The organism is Streptomyces sp. NPDC031479 (assembly GCF_055581065.1).
In genome coordinates this window covers 327,102-345,978 of record NZ_JBVIKC010000001.1, presented here as the reverse complement: position 1 = coordinate 345,978, position 18,877 = coordinate 327,102, and the positions used below count along the sequence as shown (strand labels likewise).

Below are 18,877 nucleotides of genomic sequence, written 5' to 3'. Positions count from 1 at the left end.
CGGCGAAGGGCGGGTCATTCCGCGCCGGTGTAGGACTTGATGGCTTCGTCGATGAGATGCCGGGTGCTGTCCGGGCTCAGCGCCCGGGCCTGCAAGTGCGCATACATATCGCGGTAGAGCCGAACATCGGAACGTTTCTCCAGATAAACGTCGCTGGTGAACCTTTCCAGATACACCACGCTCATATCGGCGGCGTCGGCGAACTCCAGCAGCGAGAACTGTCCCGAGACACCCGGGTGCGCGCCCGCACCATGGGGGAGAACCTGCACGGTGATGTGCGGCTGGGCACCGAGACGGGTCAGACGGTCCAGCTGCTTGCGCATGACCTCGCGGCTGCCCACGACGCGCCGCAGCGCCGATTCGTCCAGCACGACCCATAGACGCAGCGGGTCGCGCGGGGCCCCCAGCCGGTCCTGGCGCCGCAGCCGCACCTGGAGGCGTGCGCCGGCCTGTTCGGCCGTGACATGAGGGATCGTTCCTGCGATGACCGCCCGGGCATAGGCGGGAGTCTGCAGCAGGCCGGGGATCACCAACGGCTCGTAGAGCCGGATCGAGGCCGCCTCGGCCTCCAGGCCGATGTAGGGGCCGTACGGGATGTCGCCGTAGGAGTTCCACCAGCCCTGCTGACCCGACTCCCGGGACAGCTGCATCAGGTGGTCGACGCGCCGCTGATCCTGAACTCCGTACAACCCGCAGAGATCGCGCACATCGCGCGGCTTGGCGAGGCGGCGGCCGTTCTCCAGCAGGCTGATCTTGGGCTGGGAGATCAGCAGGTGTTCCGCCACCTGCTGTGTCGTCATACCGCTGATCTCCCGGAGCCGACGTAGCTCCGACCCCAGTCGGCGCCTGCTGACGGTGGGATTGACAGCGCCACTCACAGGACGCGCACCTCCGCTCGGAAAACCTTGCACAGGCGAGCAGATTGCCACGGCACGGTCGGCTCGATCCGCTTTTGTGCCGTGTCGTGAACGGCGACAACCGAACCGTCCACATTTTCCGGTTCACATAACAAGAATCGAAATATCCTCACATCGGCGCCCCATCCGCGTGAATTACGGATTGCGCAGAGAATTCCCGCCCGAATCACAAGCCGGTACGGATTTCTGCGCAATATGCCAGGCTCCGGAGGCAGCCGTGAAGTGCCTCGCTCCGCGGTCGCCGTCATGCGGACCTTCGGCGTGCGTGGCAGCGTGATCCGAGAGGAGTCCGTACCCCCACGCATCTAGAGGAGCGCCGTCATGGACGGTACGCAGGACAAGCGTCAGGAGCCGGGCAAGAGCACGGGCCGCGAGGCTCAGGAGCACCATCGCCCCGGAGACCCCGCGCAGCCCCGGCCGGGCAGGCAGTCCCGTGAACAGGAAGGGACGCCCGGTCAGAAGAAGGGCTCGCGCCGCCGCGAGGACGACCTGCTGCGCGAAGAGGACCTGCACGACGAGGGGCTCTGACCGGCGCACCGCAGGCCCGGGGCCCGGCCGGTACGCACCACTCCGGCCGGGCCCCGTCGCATCCCGCCCGACCCCACGGCGGCGCCGCGCCCTCGGCTCGGCCGCCGTGGGCTCCGGGTCAGCCTGCCGTATCGGCGGCGCCGTCCCCGGGCTCGGTGGTGGCGACGAGGAGCTGGGCGGCCTGCGTGATGTTGTCGGCGCGGACGGCGCGGGCCATCGCTTCCCGGGCGGCGTCGGCGGTGGTGTCCGGGGGAACCACCAGCAGGGCGAAGTGGTCGTTGTGGCCGCGGGTGACGAGGACGGTGTCGTCGCCGACCGGGTCGGAGTCGAGGTGCACGACCTGGTCGTCGACGACCAGGCGGGTGGGGACTCCGTTCCAGGCGGAGGCGTCCACGCCCACGCGGGTGATCGGGCCGAGATGCCCGGTCAGCACTCTGATCAGCGCCGGCAGCTCGGTTCCGATGTCGCGGGTGCGCGGCCACCAGGCGCCGTCGAGGAGCCCCTCCCGGGACCGCGTGGTCTCCAGCCGGAGCACGGCCGCGCCGGGCCGGATCGCATGGTGGATCGCATCCGGCAGGAGCAGCGGGGGTGTGGGGGGGCCGTCTGAGTCAGCCATGTGGGTTCACCCGTCTACGGGGACCTGTGGTCCTTTCACACTACGCCCACCGCCCACTCCACCGCCTACCGGAAAATACCTGTTCAGAACGGCCAAAACCCGCCGAACGGGCGTATGGTGAAAACACCGGGAGTACCTCGCACACCGGCTTTCATGCGGGTGTCGTTTCCGGCGATCGCCTAAAGACCGGGCTGCCGACGGGCAGTCCGGGGGCAGGTCCGCATCATGACCACGACCCTCGACCGGACCGCGCCCCGCGACCTCGCCGCAGTCCCGGCCCGCTTGTCCCTCACCCCGAAGACCACGCTCGCCGGCCAGCTGGACGGGGCCTGGTGGCCCTACTCCCGCGACCTCGAAGCCGAGCTCCCCCCGCTTGCCGCCGCCCTGGAGGAATCCTGGGGTCGCGTCACCCGCGTCACCGTGAATCCCACCCGCTGGCCCGTCGTACCGCACACGGTGCCCATGGACGGGCGAGTGCTGCACGTGGGCTGGTTCACCGAACAGGACCCCGACAAGCTGATCCTGCTCTCCTACACCGTCGGGCGCTGGGACCTCCTCGTCATCCCGCCCGAAACCGCACCCGCGGCCGCGGCCCGTCTCATGGCCGCCGCGGCGATACCGGGCAGCGTCCTCACCCCGGGCATGCTGATGGCCAACGAAACCGTCATCGGACGCGGCATCCGCGACGCGGGCCGCCGGGAGGCCACCTGGGAGGGCGAGGGCGGGGCCTGCATGTCCCCGTTCGGGGACGCGATGGGACGAAGCTCCCTCCCGCTGTCCGCGAACGGCTGGAGGTGAGCTCCGTGGAGACCATCGCCCTCCTCGCACGACCTTCCTCCGGACCTTCCTCCGGGCGGGGTTGACGGGCGGGGCCCCACGGCACAGGCAACCGCCGGCGCACGCGAAAGGACGCGGTCATGGCCACACTGCGCGAACGCAAGACCTACCGCGAACAAGTGCTCCGGGTCCTGTACGAAGCCGTCGAGGGCAACCGCCTCCTCGGCATCACCGGAGCGCAGCTGCGGAGCGACCTCCGCATACCGGAACAGGACCTGGCGGCGGCCTGCACCTACCTGGCGGGCGAAGGTCTGATCACCGTCGACTGGGAACCGGGCAACACCCCCGCGATGGTCACCCTCACCCACGTGGGAATCCGGCACATGGAAGCCGAGGAGGAAGGGGCGGTCTAGCGGAGGGGCGGTCTAGACGCGGGCGAACTCCTCGGTCTGGTGGGCGAACTCCTGGGCCATGGCGGCGCTGACCGTCGGCCTGGTCCCGCGGATCGTGCGCAGGTAGTCCTCGGTGGTGGGGCGGGCCCGGGCCCCGGTGTCGAAGGTGCGCTCGAACTGGACCTGTGAGACCGTGCGCGCCACATGGGCGATGTCGGCGGGGGTGAACCCCTCGCTGGCGGACGCCAGCGCCGTGCTGTCGGCCTGCGCGCCCGCCCGGGCCAGATAGCTCTCCCACAGGGCGGTCCTCGCGCGGTCGTCGGGCGGGCCGATCGGCAGCACGTAGTCGAACCGGCCGTGCCGCAGGAACGCGGAGTCGAGGGTGGTCACGTCGTTCGTGGCGCAGACGAGCAGCCGCCCGTCCTGGCCCCGGAACCGGACGATCGCCTTGAGCAGTTCGTTGACGACGCCGACCGCGGTCGCGTCCGCACCGCTCCGGGTCCCCGCGATCTCCTCGACCTCGTCGATGAAGACCAGGACGTGGTCGAGCCGGGCGATCTCGTCGAAGCGCCGGTTCAGCCCGCTGGCCAGCCCGTACTCGGCGGCCAGCCGGGCGGGGAACAGTTCGAGGAACGGCCATCCCAGACGGCTGGCGATCGCGTGCGCGAACGTGCTCTTCCCCGTCCCGGGCGGCCCGAACAGCATCACCGCCCGCGGCGGCTCCACTCCGTGCCGGGCGGCCATTTCGGGATGGGCCAGTGGCAGGACCAGACGCCGCTCGATGAGCTCCTTCTCCCTCTGCATGCCCGCGACCTTCTGCCAGAGCCCCCCGGGCGGCAGCTCCGCTCCCAGCGACGCGAGCATGCTGACCGCCTGCGGGGTCACCCGCCCGCGCTTCTCGAAGAGGACCAGACCGGGACGGGCGTCGAAGCCGCAGTTGTGCAGGGCGGTGGCACCGGTCTCGCCGTCGGGCAGGGCCGCGTGCACCGTTCGGACGCCGTCGGCGAACAGCCGGTGCTCCAGGGCCGTGATCAGGTCGCTGCCCAGCCCCCGGTGCCGCCAGTCGGGCGCCATGCAGATGCGCAGGATCCACGACCGGTCGCCCTCCACCCTGCTCACCGCGGCGCCGACCACCACCTCGTCCGCGGTGGCCACGACCGCCGGATGGAGGGCCTGGAGGGCCGCCACCGCGTCCGACAGCGGGAAGAGGGGTGGCTCTTCGGCCGTACTGCTCTCCGCGTCGACCCGGATCACCGCTTCCAGATCGTCCGGGGTGTAGTCCCTGACATGCCAACCCGTCATGGTCAGCTCCGTGTGCTCGGCCGTACTCCCATCATCGGCCGATGTGCGCGCGATGCGCACGCCGGGCGGACCGTGTGGCGTGCCCGGTCGCCGGGGAGCATCCTGGAGGCCATGCCGCCCGTGCAGCCCGGACGCCGGCCCGCCGGCCGGTTGGAGGCAACAGGATGACCGTCGGAGGGCGCGGGGACCCGGACCGCTCGGAGAGCTTCGGGGAGGAACTGCTCGGGCTGCTCCTGGACCGGGCGCACGAGCTGCCGCCGCACATGGTCGGCCCGCTCGTCGCCACGACGGTGGCCCGGTTGGGGGGCCGCGAACCGCAGATCCTGCTCCAGGACTACGGACTGCAGCAGCTGGTCCCCCTGGACGCCGCCGGCGGCGTGGCCGCCGGGGGCGCGCAGCCCATCGACCGCTCCGACGCCGGGCGGTGCTTCCTGGAGTCACGCCCGGTCGAGGTCCCGACGGCCGACGGCGTACGGGTGCACCTGCCCCTGCTGGACGGCGGCGACCAGGTGGGGGTCCTCTCGGTCACCCTGGACGGGATCGACGACGACGACCGCCGCCTCCTGCGCAGGATCGCGGGCCTGGCGGCCGACCTGCTGCAGACCAAGAACGGCTACACCGACCTCTTCTTCCGGACCCGCCGCAGCGAACCGATGAGCGTCCCTGCGGAGATCCAGTGGTCCCTGCTGCCCCCGCTGTCGATGGTGATGCCGCGCGTCGCGGTCGCCGGGGTCCTGGAGCCCGCCTACGCCGTGGCGGGGGACAGCTTCGACTACGCCCTGAACGGCGACGTCCTGCACCTGGCCATGGTCGACGCCATGGGGCACGGCCTGGACGCGGCCACGATGGCCACGGTGGCCATCGGCGCGTACCGGCACGCCCGCCGGATCAGCATCGAGCTGTCCGAGATCTACCTCTTCATGGACCGGGCCGTCGCCGAGCAGTTCGACCCCGACCACTTCGTGACCGCCCAGATGATGCGCCTGGACACGGACACGGGGCGGCTCCAATGGGTCAACGCGGGACATCCCGCGCCGATGCTGATCCGCGCGCACCGCGTCGTAGGCCGTCTGGACAGCCCCACGACCCTCCCCGTCGGATTCGGAGGGGCCCAGCCGCAGGTCAGCACGGTGGCCCTGGAGCCGGGCGACCGCGTCCTGTGCTTCACCGACGGCCTGATCGAGGAGCACGAGAGCGGACAGGAACAGTTCGGCGAGGAGCAGCTGATCGACTGGGTGAACCAGCTGGAGCAGGCCGACCACGGGATCCGCAGGGTGGCCCGGGAGCTCTCCCACACCCTCAAGCGGGCACGCGGCGAAACCACCTCGGACGACGCGACGCTCGTCCTGTTCGAGTGGCGCGGATGACGGAACGCCGTGACCCAGCGTGCCAGTAGGGACGGTGAACAACGGTCGCCGGGTGATTCCCAGGTCAATAGCGCGGGTTGGACTCCCGCCGTCCGCTCCTTCCCCGTGCCTGGTGACACCTGGAGGGGAGCGACATGGAGACCATCGCGGTCGCATCGGCACCCACACCGACGAGATCCGGCTCCTGGAGGCCGAGGAGGAGAAGCGCGGCTGGATCGGAGTTCGGATCCGTACGACGTGGAGCTTGGCGGGCTGATCCTGCCCGGTTTCCCTGTACGCCTTTGGGGCGAAGCCTCCGGCCGGCGGGATTCCGGGCCCGGCCCGACAGGGGAGATCCACCATCGTGGCAAACCGTGGAGCAGGAAACGTCATTCCGTACGAGGTCCAGGGCAGCGGTCCGGAGCAGGTCATCGCACTCCACCACTGGCTCAGCGACAGGTCGAGTTTCGACCATCTGCGGCAGCACCTGGACGGAGGCGCGTTCAGCTACGCGTTCGTGGACTGCCGTGGGTACGGCGAGGCGATGGACACCCCCGGCACGTACACGATGGAGGAAATCGCGGCGGACGCCCTCGCCGTGGCCGACGGCCTCGGCTGGGACACCTTCTCTGTTATCGGTCACTCCATGGGCGGCAAGGCGGCCCAGCAGCTGTTGCTGGACGCCCCCTCACGGATCCGCTCGATCATCGGCATCTCGCCCGTGCCCGCGTCCGGGTTCCCGCTCGAAGGGGAGATGTGGGAGCTGTTCGTCGGGGCCGTGGAGGATTCCGGCAACCGCAGGACGATCTTCGACGCCCTCACCGGCAGCCGGCACGACGACGCGTGGCTGGACGCCAGGGTGAACGGCTCGGAACGGTCCTCGCAGACGGCCCTGCGCTCGTACCTCGAATCCTGGACACGCGGCCCTGATATCCACGAGCTGGTCAAGGGAAACGCGACGCCAGTGCTTGTAGTGGCCGGTGCGAGCGACCCGGCGATGAGCCCCGACACCATGCGATCCACGTGGCTGCAGTGGTATCCGAACGCCGAGCTCGAGGTCTTCGACGACGCCGGTCACTTCGCCCCCGACGAAAGTCCGCAGGCCCTGGCGACGGCGGTCGAGAGGTTCCTCGCCCGCTAGACAGCCAGGGCGGCCAAGCACTCTGAGGCAGCCGTTCGGAACTGCAGACCACAACCCAGAACGCCCTCCCCCGGCTCGGACGGGAGGGAGGCCCGACGATCGGCCCATGGAACGCTCGCCCCGCGACAGCTCGCCCATTGGGTTATTTCCGCAGGTCAGACACCTTGCAGATCGTCTGCGCGCCACAGATTCCCAAGCTTATAGCGCGGGTTCGATTCCCCGACAGGGCGTCAGGTTGTTGCGCCGTGCCCCTTGTGAAGATCACCTCGCCCGGGCGGCCCGGCCGGATGCCAGGGGCGAGGGCGAGGGCACGAACATACGCCCGGTCCCAGCCGGGCTGGGCCGCCCGCTGTCGCCTGGCACCCGCTGGAGCCGGACGACTGGCCGGCGCGGACCCTGAGGTCCTTCGGCCGGGGCGGGGACCTGCTCGACGATGGCCACGGGGCGCTCGTCGGTTCCGCATGCAACCGGCGACCCAGACCTGGCGTGTCCCCGGGTACGCCGAGGAGAGAGGACCACGGCCTTGACCGCGCCGACCGCCACGTCGATCAAGCCCCGGAGCTGAGCCAACTCACGCTCCAGGGGCTTGAGCTCGTCTCGGACTGCCCTGCGTTCGGCGAGGCGGTTGTCCAGCGTTTCCTCGCCCGGGGCAGTTGACCCGCCAGGCGACACACCCCGTGGGACGGCCGGGGCCGCGGCCCCGGAACTCCGTTCAGAAGGCGCTCAGCGCGTCGCGGGTGTTGGTGCGGTACAGGCCGACCTTCGGGTTGGCGACGCTGCCCGGCTTGGCCAGCTGGAGGCTGACGCCGTCCGCGTTCGGCATGTGCTCCTTGTCGGCCAGGACGTTGACCTCGTCGGCCACGGGGCCGTTGCCACCCGACGGGTTGAGGTCCACGGCCGCGTACGCGGTGGCGCCGGGGTGCACCGGGTACGCCGGGGCGCCGCCCAGACCACCGGGGGCAGCGGCCTGGAGACCGAGCGCGCCGCCCTTGGCGCTGAAGCCGACGGTGGGGAAGTAGTCGAGACCGCAGGAGCTGGAACCGTTGTTGGTCACGGCGATGACGCGGACGGTGGCCGGAGCGCCCGTCGGGGAAGTGACCCTGACGGTCAGGTCGCGGGCCGAGCAGGGGTGGGCGTAGGCGTAGGAGTCACCGGTGGTGCCCCCCGTGCCCTTACCGCCCGAACCGGCCTTCGCCGGGGTGGCGGTGGCCGTACCGGTTCCGGTGACCTTGCCGGCGGACGGGGCGGCGGAGGCGTCCTCCCCGGACGGCGTCACGGTCCCGGTCGAGACCTGCTTGTCCGCGCTCTTGGACGCGGCGGGGTTCGCGGTCGTCCCGCCGGCGCTGTCCGAGCCGCCGCAGGCGGTCAGTGCCAGAGCGAGGCCGGCGGTGGCGGCGGCCAGGGCGGTGGTGCGGAGTCGGTAGGTGCGCATGGGGAACTCTCCGTTTCGGTGCGGGGGTCAGACGGAGGCTTCCGCTTCCCGCCTGACGAGACTTTGGGTGGGGCTGCTGTTCCGGTCGGCTGCTGCCGCAGGCGGCCGAGGGCGGCCGGTGGGGCGGGTGGGGGCCCTCCCGTTGCGACCGCCGAATCCGACCGCCGATCCGACCGCCGATCCGACCGGCGGACCGACGGGCTGATGACGCAACTGTGGGGCCGGTTTCGTCCCAGTGGCGTCTGGACCGGGATAGTAGGAACCCTGGAACGCTCCCGACCCCTCTCACCTGGGCGATCGGGCGAGCCTGGAACGTGCTTCCGGGATGAGGGGGAGGGTGGAATGGCCACGGAGACGGAGCGGTTCGCGGAGCTGATGCGCGAATTCAAAGAGCGCTCGGGGCGCAGCTACGGCATGCTCGCGAAGCGCCTGCACTCCAGCAACTCGACGCTGCACCGCTATTGCAGCGGCGCGGCGGTGCCCACGGATTACGCCCCGGTGGAGCGGTTCGCGCGAGTCTGCGGTGCCTCGGCCGACGAACTGGTCGCGCTGCACCAGCAGTGGCTGCTGGCGCTGGTGGAGCGGCGGCGGGGGGTGACGGAGGGGCAGGCCTCGGGGTCGGGGCCGGCGAACTCCGGGGCGCCGCGGGGCGGTGACGCCACGCCGGAGGTGCCGCCTGCATCGGCGGTGGTGGTGGCTGGGGAGGCTCCGGAGGTCCGGCCGCAGACGGAGACCGGCCCCGCACCGGCCCCGGCGTCCGCGTCCGGGTCCGCCCCGGTGCCCGGCCCTGCCGCTGCCGAGGCACCCGCCCCGGCGCCTACCCCCGCTCCCGCGCCGGCACCGGCGGAGGCACCCGCTCCTGCACCGGCGACGGAGACACCCGCACACGGCCCCGCCGCCCTCATCCAGCCGGGCCCCGCCCGGACCTCCGTACCGGGGGCCCGGCGTCCTCGGCTGCTGCTCGCCCTTGCGGCCGCCGTGGCCACCGCCGCGGTGGCGGGGACCGCCGCCGCCGTCTCCGCCATGGGAGATACGGGTCCCGGGGACACGCGCCACGGCGCCGCCCAGCCGTCCTCGCGCGAGCGGGCGGCGGCGGGCCCGGCCGTGCCGTCCGGCGGGTCGTCATCACCCACGCCCACAGCCGATTCCGCACCCCCGTCCGGCCCCGGACCGTCGTCCCCCCCGGCAACGTCCACGTCCACCTCGTCGGCCACCGCCAAGGAGGGGGCCTCCCCCGCCGCCCCGTTCACGGTCAACGTCCTGCCCGACAACTGGGACAGCCCCTGCGGCCAGTGGTTCGCCCTGGACAAGGCCCCCGGCACGGTCCCCCCGCCCCCCGCCGCGCAGGCGACCGAAGGGTGGGCCCGGGCCCTGCATGCCGTCCCGGCGGGGCACCTGCGCATGCAGCTGACCGTCCAGGGCGCCGAGGGCAGGACCGCGGTCCTGCACGCGCTGTACGTCCATGTCGTGAGCGGTGGCAAGGCTCCCGGCTGGAACGCGTACACCATGGGCGCCGGTTGCGGCGGCGCGCTGGTGCCGGCGTCCTTTGCCGTGGACCTGGACGACGCCTCCCCGAGGGCCAGGCCCGTACCCGGCAAGGAGGGCGAGCGGCAGACGGCCTCGACCGACTTCCCGTACAAGGTCTCCGCCACCGACCCCCAGGTGCTGAACATCGACGCCGCCACACTCGGTCAGGACGTCAGCTGGTACCTGGAGCTGGCCTGGAGCAGTGGCGAGCGCAAGGGCACCACCCGCATCGACGACCACGGCCGCCCGTTCCGCACGGTCGCCCTGAACGCCGGCCACAGCTATTGGTACAACGAGAACAACAACGCCTGGCTGCCGGACACGGGGTGAAGGACCCGTTGCACCCGGTCCGAAAAGCGGCCGCAGTCCGGACCGGCAGCCCTGCACGCTGCAGGGGCCGGTCCAGCTCCCCGGCTCCGCCGGGGGCGAACCGTCGCTCCGGTCGGGGTCGGTCGGCACTTCTGCGTCCGTCCCTGTTCGCGGGCGAGCATGGCGTCGGCCTCGCGTTCGAGGTCGACGTACGGATCGCCGCTGACGTCGACGGCGACGCGGTGGAGGGTGCCGCCGGTGAACGTGAAGGGTGCGGTACCGGGGTAGTCGGCGGTGCCGGCGTCGCCGCCGTCCTTGCCCACGTTGAGGCCCTCGCCGGCGAGGGTGAACCCGCCGGGCAGTAGTTCGAGGCGCACAGGTGGGAGCCGCCCTTCGTGACCCTGTGCATGAAGCGCTCGCCGCCCCCCTGGGTGCCGGCCGGGAGGTCCACGCGGGGGTTGCGCGGGGCGCAGCAGGCCTTCGGGGCAGGATCGGGGTGCGCCTTCGAGACGGGCAGACGCGTAGGCCACCGCGTCCTCGTAGGACACCTGGATCACGGGATGCAGCTCCCGCCCGTTCAGAGTGCTGCCCGCCCCCTGCGGCCGACGCCGGCAGGCACCCGGCACGTAGCTCCACCACTGCCGCCAGTCGTCCCGGTCCACCGGACCACGCGTCATCCGGAACACCAGCGCACCGGGCACGAGCCCTGCCGGACCGGCGCCCGGATATTCGGCGGGATCGAGCTCCCGCTCGGCAACCGTCACGTACCCCACCGCGTAACGACGCGTACGGACAAACGCCAAACGCCTGGTCCTTTGTCGGTGGACGCGCAAGGCCCGGACCGCGCGTCGCGGTCCGGGCCCCGTGTGCGCTGCCGCCCCGCGGCGGCGGCGCGTCAGCTCTGTGCGGTGTCGTCGCCCGGCTGCCCGGCGCCCTCGGCCGTGCCCGCCTTCTCGCGCATCTTGCGCAGCAGCTCCGCCTTCTGGTCGGCGGCACCCTGGCGGTCGCGGTTGCGGTGCGGACCGTTGTTCTGCCGTTCCGCGCGGGACAGCCTCTTGCGCTGGCCGCCGCCCTGGCCCACGGGGTTGTTGATGTTCTTGCTCACGGTCATGGGTTCTCCCGGTAACGGTGTGGCTGATCTACGGATGCATCGGTGGGGGGACGGGCGCGGTGACGTCGGAGGGCGTCAGCAGGGGCCCGTCACGCCCTCACTCGTAAATCGGGGTCTGGAAGAACATGACAATGACGTTACCCGGTCCCGTCGGCCCCGCGCACCAGGTCTTTCGCCTCCCCGGTGCCGGCCGGGCGTGGCGGAGGCGGGCTTTCCCCCCGCCGCGCCGGCCTTCACGTCGCCCGGGTGGCCAGGCCGTCGAGCAGGGTCGTGAGGCCGAAGCGGAAGAGGGACTCAGGGGAGAGGTCGGCGTCCGCGCGGGCCGCGGTGAAGGCCGGGAAGGTGCCGTTGCCCAAGAGGGCCGCCATGCGTGCCTGCTGGGCTTCCATCCACTGTTCGCCCGACACTCCGCTGGATCGCTCCGCGACCGCCTCCGGTTCCCGGTCGATGGCCTGGCCCCTTACGTAGGCGAAGAGCGAGATCGCCGCGTGCATGCGTGCGTCCGCGTCCGGATACAGGTCCTCCAGCGCGGTCAGTGCCCATTCGATGTGGCGCATTCCATTCGGGACGAGCAGCGGCCGGTTCAGGTTCATGGCCGCGGCCAGCCAGGGGTGGGCCCCGTACAGCCGCCACTGCGCCTGCGCCGACGCCTCCAGCCGAGCCCGCCAGCCGTCCCCCGGCTCCGCCCGCGGCAGCGGGAACTCGGCGAAGGCCGCGTCGGCCATCAGGACGACCAGTTCCTCCTTGTTCCGTACGTGCCGGTACAGGGACATCGCCGAGACCCCGAGCTCCGCTCCGAGTCGCCGCATGGTGAGGGCGGCCAGGCCCTCCGCGTCCGCGAGACCGATCGCCGTGCGCACGATGCGGGCCCGGACGGCCGAGTCGTCGGCCGGGGCGGCGGGCCGGGCGGGAGCCGCCGCGACCACCGTCCCGACTCCCGGTACGGCGCGGACCAGGCCCTCCTGTCCCAGGGCGGCCAGTGCCTTGCTCGCCGTGGCCATGGCCACGCCCCACCGTCGGGTGATCGCGCGGGTCGACGGCACCCGGTCCCCCGGGCGGAGCTCGCCGCTCTCGATCCGCCCCCGCAGTTCCGCCGCGATCCGCGCGTACGGCGCCCGTTCCGTCATCTCCACGCCCCCTGGTGCACTAGTACACACCCATGTTACTGCACTAGGCAGCTTTGCCTCTTCTGACTGTTCAAACGGGCTTGTGGTGTCTGTACGTTGTACACATCACCCCGAGAGAGGAACACGAAATGACCGGAACCGTACTGATCTCCGGCGCCGGCGTGGCCGGCCCCGCCCTCGCCTACTGGCTGTGCCGCCACGGCTTCACCCCCACCGTCGTCGAGCGGGCCCCCTCCCTGCGCACGGGCGGTTACGCCGTCGACTTCCGCGGTGAAGCGCTCGACGTCCTCGACCGGATGGGCCTCCTCGACACCATCCGGGCCCTCGACACCGAGATGGGCGACGCGGCCATGGTGGACGCCGACGGCAGGCAGTACGCCACCCTCCCCGCCGCGGTCTTCGCGGGTGACCTGGAGGTCCTCAAGGGCGACCTGGCCCGGCTGCTGTACGACGCCACACGCGATGACGTCGCCTACGTCTTCGGGGACTCCGTCACGGCTCTCCATCAGGACGCGGACGGCGTGGACGTCACCTTCGAGCACGGCGCGCCCCGGCGCTTCGACCTGGTCGTCGGCGCGGACGGGCTGCACTCCAATACCCGCGGACTGGCCTTCGGACCCGAGGAGCGGTTCGTGCGCCACCTCGGCGTCTACACGGCGGTCTTCAGCCTCGACAACTACCTCGGCATGAAGAACACCGGCCGGCTCTACGCCGCCGCGGGCAAGGCGGCGAACATCTTCACGGCACGCGGCAACACCGAGGCCCGCGCCGCGTTCCACTTCGCCGCGCCCGAGGGGCTGCCCTACGACCGCCGCGACCCGCGGGAGCAGCAGCGGATCGTCGCGGGGCGCTTCGCCGACGACGGCTGGGAGGTGCCCCGCCTGCTGACCGAGATGGCCGCGTCGGCGGACTTCTACTTCGACGCCAACGCCCAGGTCGAGATGGAGACCTGGGCCAACGGCCGGGTCGTGCTGCTCGGCGACGCGGGCTACTGTGCGGGCCCGACGTCGGGCCGCGGCACCTCGCAGGCCCTGATGGGCGCGTACGTCCTCGCCGGTGAACTGGCGGTGGCGGCGGGCGACCACGCCACGGCCTTCGCCGCGTACGAACACCTGATGCGCCCCTACGTCGCCGAACACCAGGCACTGGGCCGCGAGGGTGCGGAGCGGTTCTTCATGCCCGCCCCGACCCAGGAGATCCTGGACATGCTGGCCGCCGACGCCCCCGAGAAGACCCGCACCGAACCCATCAGGCTCCGCGATTACGCCGCATGACGTTCAGTCCAGGTGGTGGGTGTCGTTGAGGGCCCGCACCGTGGCGGTGCCGTCCTCCTCGTACGTCACCGTCGACAGCGAGGCCGCCTCGACCTCCATGCGGAACAGGCTGTGCGGCGGTGCCTGGAGGGCGAGGCGGAGCAGGGTCCTCACCGGCACGACGTGGGAGACGACCAGAACCGTCGCGCCGGAGTACCGGGCCAGGAGGCCGTCCCGTACGGCGGCGACCCGGCGGCTGACCTGCTGCACGGTCTCGCCCGCGCCCGAGGGCGGGCTGTCGGGCGAGGCGAACCACGCGCTCAGGTCGTCCGGGTGGCGTTCGCGCACCTCGGCGAAGGTCAGGCCCTCCCAGGCGCCGAAGTCCGCTTCCCGCAGGTCCCGGTCGACCTGGACGCCCAGGCCGAGGCGCGCGGCCGCGGCCCGGGCCGTCTCCTGGCAGCGCCGCATCGGTGACGTGACGACCGCCTCGATGCCGCCGCGGCGGGCGAGGGCGTCCGCTGTCGCCCGGGCCTGGCGGCGTCCGGCCGGTGAGAGTCCCGGATTCGACCCTCCGCTGCCGGAGATCCGCCGTTGCGGGGTGAGCAGGGTCTCGCCGTGCCGCAGCAGTACGAGCGTCGTCACGTCGCTCACTTCGCGGTCTGCGCCGCGAAGTGGTCCCGGACGGCGTCGGTCTGCTTCTCCATGACGTCGATGATGGCCTCGACCACCTTCAGGTCGGCGTCCTCGGCGATCTCCAGGATCCGCGACCACTCGAAGAAGCTGCGGGCCGGGTCGTTGGTGATGGGGCGCACCCGGATGGTGGCCTCGTAGCTCTGGACCCCGCTGGTGGGGGCGATGGCCCGGTAGGACTGGGTCTTGTTGATCTCGTCGCGGGCGGCGATCTCCTGCTGGACGAGGCCGCCGTTGAGCGTGAGCTTGAAGTCGTAACGGGCCGGGACCGTCTCGACCGAGCCGCCCTCCGTCCAGGTGACGTCGGTGTGGATGTCCAGGTCGCCCGGGGACACGATCGCCAGGATCTGCATGGCGTCGCGGACGGTGGCCCACACGGTGTCCGGGTCGGACTCCAGGACGGTGGAGTGGTACATGGTGTGCTTGCGCTGGATCTGGATCGGCACGGAGTGCTCCTTGGTCAGTTGGCGTCGTCGGTCTTGGCGACCAGGTGGTTGCCGAGGATCAGGTAGTCGATCTCGGTGCCCATGAAGCAGTTCAGGGCGTCGGCGGGGGTGCAGACGATGGGTTCGCCGGCGACGTTGAACGAGGTGTTGATCAGGCACGGGGTGCCGGTGAGTTCGGTGAACCTCCGCAGCAGGGCCGTGAGCCGCGGGGTTCCCTCGTCGGTCAGGGTCTGGATGCGGGAGGTGCCGTCCACGTGCACGGCACCGGGGATGCGGTCCTTGTACGCGTCGCGGACGGGGAAGACGAACGTCATGTACGGGGACCGGGTCTTGCGCCCCATCTCGAAGATCTCCGGCGCCCGCTCCTCCAGGACGAGGGGAGCGAACGGGCGGAAGGGTTCGCGGTGCTTGACCCGGGTGTTGATGATGTCCTTGATGTCGTCGAAGCCGGGGTTGGCGAGGATGCTGCGGTGCCCCAGCGCGCGCGGCCCGTGTTCGACGCGCCCGTCGAACCAGCCGATGACGACCTTCTCCGTCAGCAGCTTCGCCACGTGCTCGACGACCTCGTCGTCGTCGAGGCGCGTGGCGACGACGCGGCCGGCGAAGCCGGCGAGGGCCTCCTCGATCGCGCCCTCGTCGTAGGAGGGACCCAGGTAGGGGCTGACGGGTGCCGAGGCGGCGAGGACGTCCGCGGGGCCGGTGTCGGGATGGCCGAGCCAGGCGTGGGCCGCGGCCCCGATGGTGATGCCGGTGTCGGAGGCGCCGAAGCTGACCTCCATGTCCCCGAAGCGCGAGCCCTCGAACATCGGGGTGTTGTTCAGGCAGTTCAGGGCGACGCCGCCTTCGAACAGCAGCCGGTCGAGATCCGTCCTCCGCTCCAGGTGGCGGACCTGGTGGGCGGTGGCGACGTTCAGCATCTGCTGCGCGGCTGCGGCGACGCGGGAGGTGTATTCGAGGGTGTCCTCGAAGGGTCCGAAGTACTTCTCGAACAGCGCGTCGTGGCTGTGGAGGTCGTCGGTCCGCAGGGGCTCGGTGAAGGTGTAGCGGCCGTCGTCGTGCAGCCTCAGGAGGTCGTCGACGAACGGGTTCGGAGAAGGGGGCTCGGCGTATCCGGCCAGGCCCATCACCTTGTACTCGTCGTTGTTGGGGACGAAGCCGAGGAAACGGGTGATGCAGGAGAACAGGGTGCCGAGGGAGTACCGCGCGCCGGTGGCGGTGTCGTCGAAGACGGTGATCCGGCCGTCGCGGATCTCGCCCGTCAGGGTCGAGAAGCGTTCGGCGCGGCCGTCGCTGACGAGGAACGCGGAGTCCTTCATGCCGGCGAGGTAGTAGCCGGTCGTGGCGTGGGCCAGGTGGTGGGGGACGAAGCGGACCTTGGCGGGGTCGGGGCGGTGTCCGGTGCGGGCCTCGAAGTCCGCGAGGATCGCGTCGTGACCGACGACCTCGTCGAACAGGTCCGACATGTCGGCGAGCAGTCGCGCCTTCGCGTCCTCGGGTGCCGACGAGCCGCAGATGCCGTCCAGGATCTCGTCCCGGACCCGTGCGGACCAGTTCCAGGGGAAGGCGAACAGGTCGACGTCGTCGAACGTGATCCCGGCCTCCCCCAGGCACCAGTCGATCGCGTTCACGGGGAAGTCGGTGGTCTTCTTCTCCCGGTTGAGGCGCTCTTCCTCCACCGCGGCGACCAGCCGGCCGTCCACCAGGACCGCTGCGGCGGCGTCGTGGCCCAAGAGGTAGTGCTTGTTGACGCCGGTCGCGCCGAGGCGTTCGGAGAAGAACTCCGACACCCGGCTGAAACCGTTGCATCCCAGAACGATCACGTCGTTCCTTCCTGTGTGGGGGCTACTTGACGATCAACAGGTCGCGGAGCATCTCCCCGGCAGCGGGCGCCTGGCAGAGGCCCGCGCCGGTGAATCCGGCCGCGTACAGGAAGCGGCGGGCGGGGTGTTCGCCGATGAGGGCGTTGTTGCCGGGGCCGGCGTCGAAGTCGCCGGACCAGGCGCGGTGCAGGCCGGTGCCGCCCAGGGCGGGGAACAGGGTGCCGAGATGGCCGGCGATGCGGCCGAGCCAGGCCTCGCGGGTCTCGTCGGCCCCGGGCATGCCCATGGCCAGGAGGACGCGGTCCTTCCACGATCGGATCCGCAGGCCGGACGTGGCGTGCATCGTCATGGGCATCTCATGGTGCGGGGAGTCCGGGGCGTCGGTGAACAGCATCTCGATGGGGTGGGGCGTCATCGGCAGGTCGACCGATGCCATGGACGCCACCTCGCCGGACCAGGGCCCGGCCGTGCACACGATGCTGTCCGCCTTGATGCTGCCCCGAGGGGTGTGGACGGTGTTGTCGTCGTCGATGCGCGTGACGGGCGTGTGGGTGAACAGGCGGGCGCCGTGATTGCGGGCCGCGGCGGCGTAGCCGCGGACGATGTCGAGGCCGTCCACGTGGTAGGCCTCGGGGGACCAGGCGGCGGCCAGGACGGCGCGCTCGTCGATCAGCGGATTGAGTGCGGACGCCTCGCGCGCGCCGATCAGTCCGACGTCGACCCCGGCGGCCCGCTGGGCCTGGAGGTCCGCCTCGAAGTCGGCGATCTGCCGTTCTTCGGTGAACAGCACCATGAACCCGAGCCGCTTCAGGCCGAGGGAGGCTTCGGTGCGGCGGGCGAAGTCGTGATAGGCGCTCAGGCTGCGCACGGCCCGTTCGCCGGTGCGGGGGGCGCCGGGGAAGTAGGTGCGGACCATGCCCGCGGTGTGCGCGGACGCCCCGCCGCCGAGGCTTCCGCGTTCCAGCAGGACGGTGTTCACGCCGGCTTCGGCGAGGTGGCAGGCGGCGGAGGTGCCGATCACTCCCCCGCCGATGACGACGGCGTCAGCGCGTTCGGGTAAGGCGCTCAAGGTCTTCCCCCTCCTGTGGTGTGGGGTCCTGGCGGGGGACGGCCGGCACGGGCGCCGTCCCCCCGGCGGATTCCGCTCCGGACACGGCCTCGTGCCTCATCGGGCGCCCTGCTGGCGCAGGTGGTCTCCGGTCTCCCACGGGTACAGCTGGAGGTTCCAGCCGCCGAGGCAGTTGACGTAGAGGGCCATCTGGCTGGTGACGGCGTAGAAGTCGTCACGGTCGAGGCGGTCGAGGACCTCCAGGAACCGCTGGGTGAACGCCCACAGCTTCTCCAGGCCGCAGTAGCCCAGGAACTCGGCGGGGACGCCGACCAGGAGGCGGGTCATGTGGACGAGGGAGTCCATGCGCATGTCCTGGACGGCGGCGCGGACGAGTCCGCCGTAGGCCGCGTAACCCAGGGGCCGGGTCTCCCCGTTGACGAACAGGAGGGTGGGAAGGACGGTGCCGAAGTTGCCCGCCCGGGAGGGGATGACGCCCTGGTGGAGGTCCTCCAGCTCGACCGGCGGCGCGAGCCAGATCCTCTCGGTCTCGGCGTGGATGTCGGCGATCAGACGGGCGGCGTCCGCGTCGGCGGCGTGGAGCGCCGGGATGCTGTGGCCGCCCGGCTCGCCCGCGCGGCGGACCTCGGCGAGGATCTGCTTCTTCGTGGAGTAGACGGCGTCCCAGATCGCGGCCCCCGCTTCCAGCAGGGCGGGCATGTCCGCCTCGCGGATCCGGCCGACGGGAGTGGCGGGCATCGGCTCGGTCAGGGTGCCGTACTTGATGCCCAGGTGCTGCAGACCGGAGCAGAACACGGTGCCGTCGGGGGCCTCGCGCCGGTCGGGGATCCGGGTGGCGTGGGGCGTGTGCAGCAGGGCCGGTACGGGCGCCACGTGGTAGAGGTGCTCTCCCGCGATGAGGGCGTGCCCCTGGAGGCTCCGGTAGGGCAGGGACTCCCACAGGACGTCGGCGAGTGCCGGGTTGCGGTCGTCGAGATCGGCGGTGACCGTGATGCCGAGGTCGGCCCAGGAGATCTCGATCTGACGGACAGTTAACTTCTCGGACAAGGCGTTCCCCCGTGTGTCGTTGCGGCT

19 protein-coding genes and 1 pseudogene are annotated in these 18,877 nt (G+C 71.4%); 7 read left to right on the top strand and 13 right to left on the bottom strand.

Going from position 1 to position 18,877, the window contains the following annotated elements; genetic code table 11:
* Positions 1–14: 14 nt before the first annotated feature.
* Complete coding sequence (locus ACZ5D2_RS01695) at positions 15–878, bottom strand: helix-turn-helix domain-containing protein (protein WP_371677770.1); 864 nt, start codon at positions 876–878, stop codon at positions 15–17.
* Between the two features lie 360 nt (positions 879–1,238).
* Between ACZ5D2_RS01695 and ACZ5D2_RS01690 the strand changes: the two genes are divergently transcribed.
* Complete coding sequence (locus ACZ5D2_RS01690; RefSeq protein WP_371677769.1) at positions 1,239–1,445, top strand: hypothetical protein; 207 nt, start codon at positions 1,239–1,241, stop codon at positions 1,443–1,445.
* A 118-nt stretch (positions 1,446–1,563) separates the two neighbouring features.
* On the opposite strand, the gene ACZ5D2_RS01685 is transcribed toward ACZ5D2_RS01690, so the two are convergent.
* Positions 1,564–2,061, bottom strand: coding sequence for a DUF5994 family protein (locus ACZ5D2_RS01685; protein WP_468926474.1), 498 nt, complete (start codon positions 2,059–2,061; stop codon positions 1,564–1,566).
* A gap of 225 nt (positions 2,062–2,286) precedes the next feature.
* On the opposite strand from ACZ5D2_RS01685, the gene ACZ5D2_RS01680 reads away from it, so the two are divergent.
* Positions 2,287–2,859: a DUF5994 family protein gene (locus tag ACZ5D2_RS01680; RefSeq protein ID WP_371677767.1), complete on the top strand. Its 573-nt coding sequence runs from the start codon at positions 2,287–2,289 to the stop codon at positions 2,857–2,859.
* A 119-nt stretch (positions 2,860–2,978) separates the two neighbouring features.
* The gene (locus ACZ5D2_RS01675) at positions 2,979–3,251 is read left to right on the top strand and encodes a hypothetical protein (RefSeq protein ID WP_371677766.1); all 273 of its coding nucleotides are present in this window, start codon (positions 2,979–2,981) and stop codon (positions 3,249–3,251) included.
* Between the two features lie 12 nt (positions 3,252–3,263).
* Here the strand turns inward: ACZ5D2_RS01675 and ACZ5D2_RS01670 are convergent, their stop codons facing one another.
* A complete protein-coding gene (locus ACZ5D2_RS01670) occupies positions 3,264–4,532 on the bottom strand; it encodes an ATP-binding protein (RefSeq protein WP_468926470.1) in 1,269 nt (422 codons plus the stop codon).
* A 164-nt stretch (positions 4,533–4,696) separates the two neighbouring features.
* On the opposite strand from ACZ5D2_RS01670, the gene ACZ5D2_RS01665 reads away from it, so the two are divergent.
* On the top strand, positions 4,697–5,899 hold the full coding sequence (locus ACZ5D2_RS01665; RefSeq protein ID WP_371677764.1) for a PP2C family protein-serine/threonine phosphatase: 1,203 nt from the start codon (positions 4,697–4,699) through the stop codon (positions 5,897–5,899).
* 343 nt (positions 5,900–6,242) lie between these two features.
* The gene (locus tag ACZ5D2_RS01660; protein ID WP_371677763.1) at positions 6,243–7,019 is read left to right on the top strand and encodes an alpha/beta fold hydrolase; all 777 of its coding nucleotides are present in this window, start codon (positions 6,243–6,245) and stop codon (positions 7,017–7,019) included.
* A gap of 712 nt (positions 7,020–7,731) precedes the next feature.
* Here the strand turns inward: ACZ5D2_RS01660 and ACZ5D2_RS01655 are convergent.
* Positions 7,732–8,451 carry a DUF4232 domain-containing protein gene (locus tag ACZ5D2_RS01655; protein ID WP_371677762.1) on the bottom strand — a complete coding sequence of 240 codons (720 nt, stop codon included), beginning with the start codon at positions 8,449–8,451 and terminating at the stop codon, positions 7,732–7,734.
* Between the two features lie 342 nt (positions 8,452–8,793).
* Here ACZ5D2_RS01655 and ACZ5D2_RS01650 point away from each other — a divergent pair, with 342 nt between their 5' ends.
* On the top strand, positions 8,794–10,308 hold the full coding sequence (locus ACZ5D2_RS01650) for a helix-turn-helix domain-containing protein (RefSeq protein WP_468926466.1): 1,515 nt from the start codon (positions 8,794–8,796) through the stop codon (positions 10,306–10,308).
* Here ACZ5D2_RS01650 and ACZ5D2_RS01645 read toward each other — a convergent pair.
* From ACZ5D2_RS01645 to ACZ5D2_RS01630, 4 genes and pseudogenes are all read right to left on the bottom strand, one after another.
* On the bottom strand, positions 10,260–10,664 hold the full coding sequence (locus ACZ5D2_RS01645) for a hypothetical protein (RefSeq protein ID WP_371681429.1): 405 nt from the start codon (positions 10,662–10,664) through the stop codon (positions 10,260–10,262). The two genes, ACZ5D2_RS01650 and ACZ5D2_RS01645, sit on opposite strands and share 49 nt — an antisense overlap.
* Before the next feature lie 195 nt (positions 10,665–10,859).
* Positions 10,860–10,964: pseudogene (locus ACZ5D2_RS01640) on the bottom strand (formylglycine-generating enzyme family protein); the annotation flags it as partial.
* Positions 10,965–11,182: 218 nt separating this feature from the next.
* Positions 11,183–11,398, bottom strand: coding sequence for a DUF6243 family protein (locus ACZ5D2_RS01635; protein ID WP_371677760.1), 216 nt, complete (start codon positions 11,396–11,398; stop codon positions 11,183–11,185).
* Between the two features lie 233 nt (positions 11,399–11,631).
* A complete protein-coding gene (locus tag ACZ5D2_RS01630) occupies positions 11,632–12,525 on the bottom strand; it encodes a GntR family transcriptional regulator (RefSeq protein WP_371677759.1) in 894 nt (297 codons plus the stop codon).
* A 128-nt stretch (positions 12,526–12,653) separates the two neighbouring features.
* Between ACZ5D2_RS01630 and ACZ5D2_RS01625 the strand changes: the two genes are divergently transcribed.
* Complete coding sequence (locus tag ACZ5D2_RS01625) at positions 12,654–13,799, top strand: FAD-dependent monooxygenase (protein WP_371677758.1); 1,146 nt, start codon at positions 12,654–12,656, stop codon at positions 13,797–13,799.
* 3 nt (positions 13,800–13,802) lie between these two features.
* Here the strand turns inward: ACZ5D2_RS01625 and ACZ5D2_RS01620 are convergent, their stop codons facing one another.
* From ACZ5D2_RS01620 to ACZ5D2_RS01600, 5 genes are all read right to left on the bottom strand, one after another.
* A complete protein-coding gene (locus ACZ5D2_RS01620) occupies positions 13,803–14,420 on the bottom strand; it encodes a histidine phosphatase family protein (protein WP_468926461.1) in 618 nt (205 codons plus the stop codon).
* 5 nt (positions 14,421–14,425) lie between these two features.
* Positions 14,426–14,914, bottom strand: a complete 489-nt coding sequence (locus ACZ5D2_RS01615) for an SRPBCC family protein (protein ID WP_371677756.1) — start codon at positions 14,912–14,914, stop codon at positions 14,426–14,428.
* A gap of 14 nt (positions 14,915–14,928) precedes the next feature.
* Positions 14,929–16,734, bottom strand: coding sequence for a carbamoyltransferase family protein (locus tag ACZ5D2_RS01610; RefSeq protein ID WP_468926458.1), 1,806 nt, complete (start codon positions 16,732–16,734; stop codon positions 14,929–14,931).
* 22 nt (positions 16,735–16,756) lie between these two features.
* Positions 16,757–17,803: an NAD(P)/FAD-dependent oxidoreductase gene (locus ACZ5D2_RS01605; RefSeq protein ID WP_468926456.1), complete on the bottom strand. Its 1,047-nt coding sequence runs from the start codon at positions 17,801–17,803 to the stop codon at positions 16,757–16,759.
* Between the two features lie 96 nt (positions 17,804–17,899).
* A complete protein-coding gene (locus ACZ5D2_RS01600; RefSeq protein WP_371677753.1) occupies positions 17,900–18,850 on the bottom strand; it encodes a cucumopine synthase-related protein in 951 nt (316 codons plus the stop codon).
* Positions 18,851–18,877: the final 27 nt, after the last annotated feature.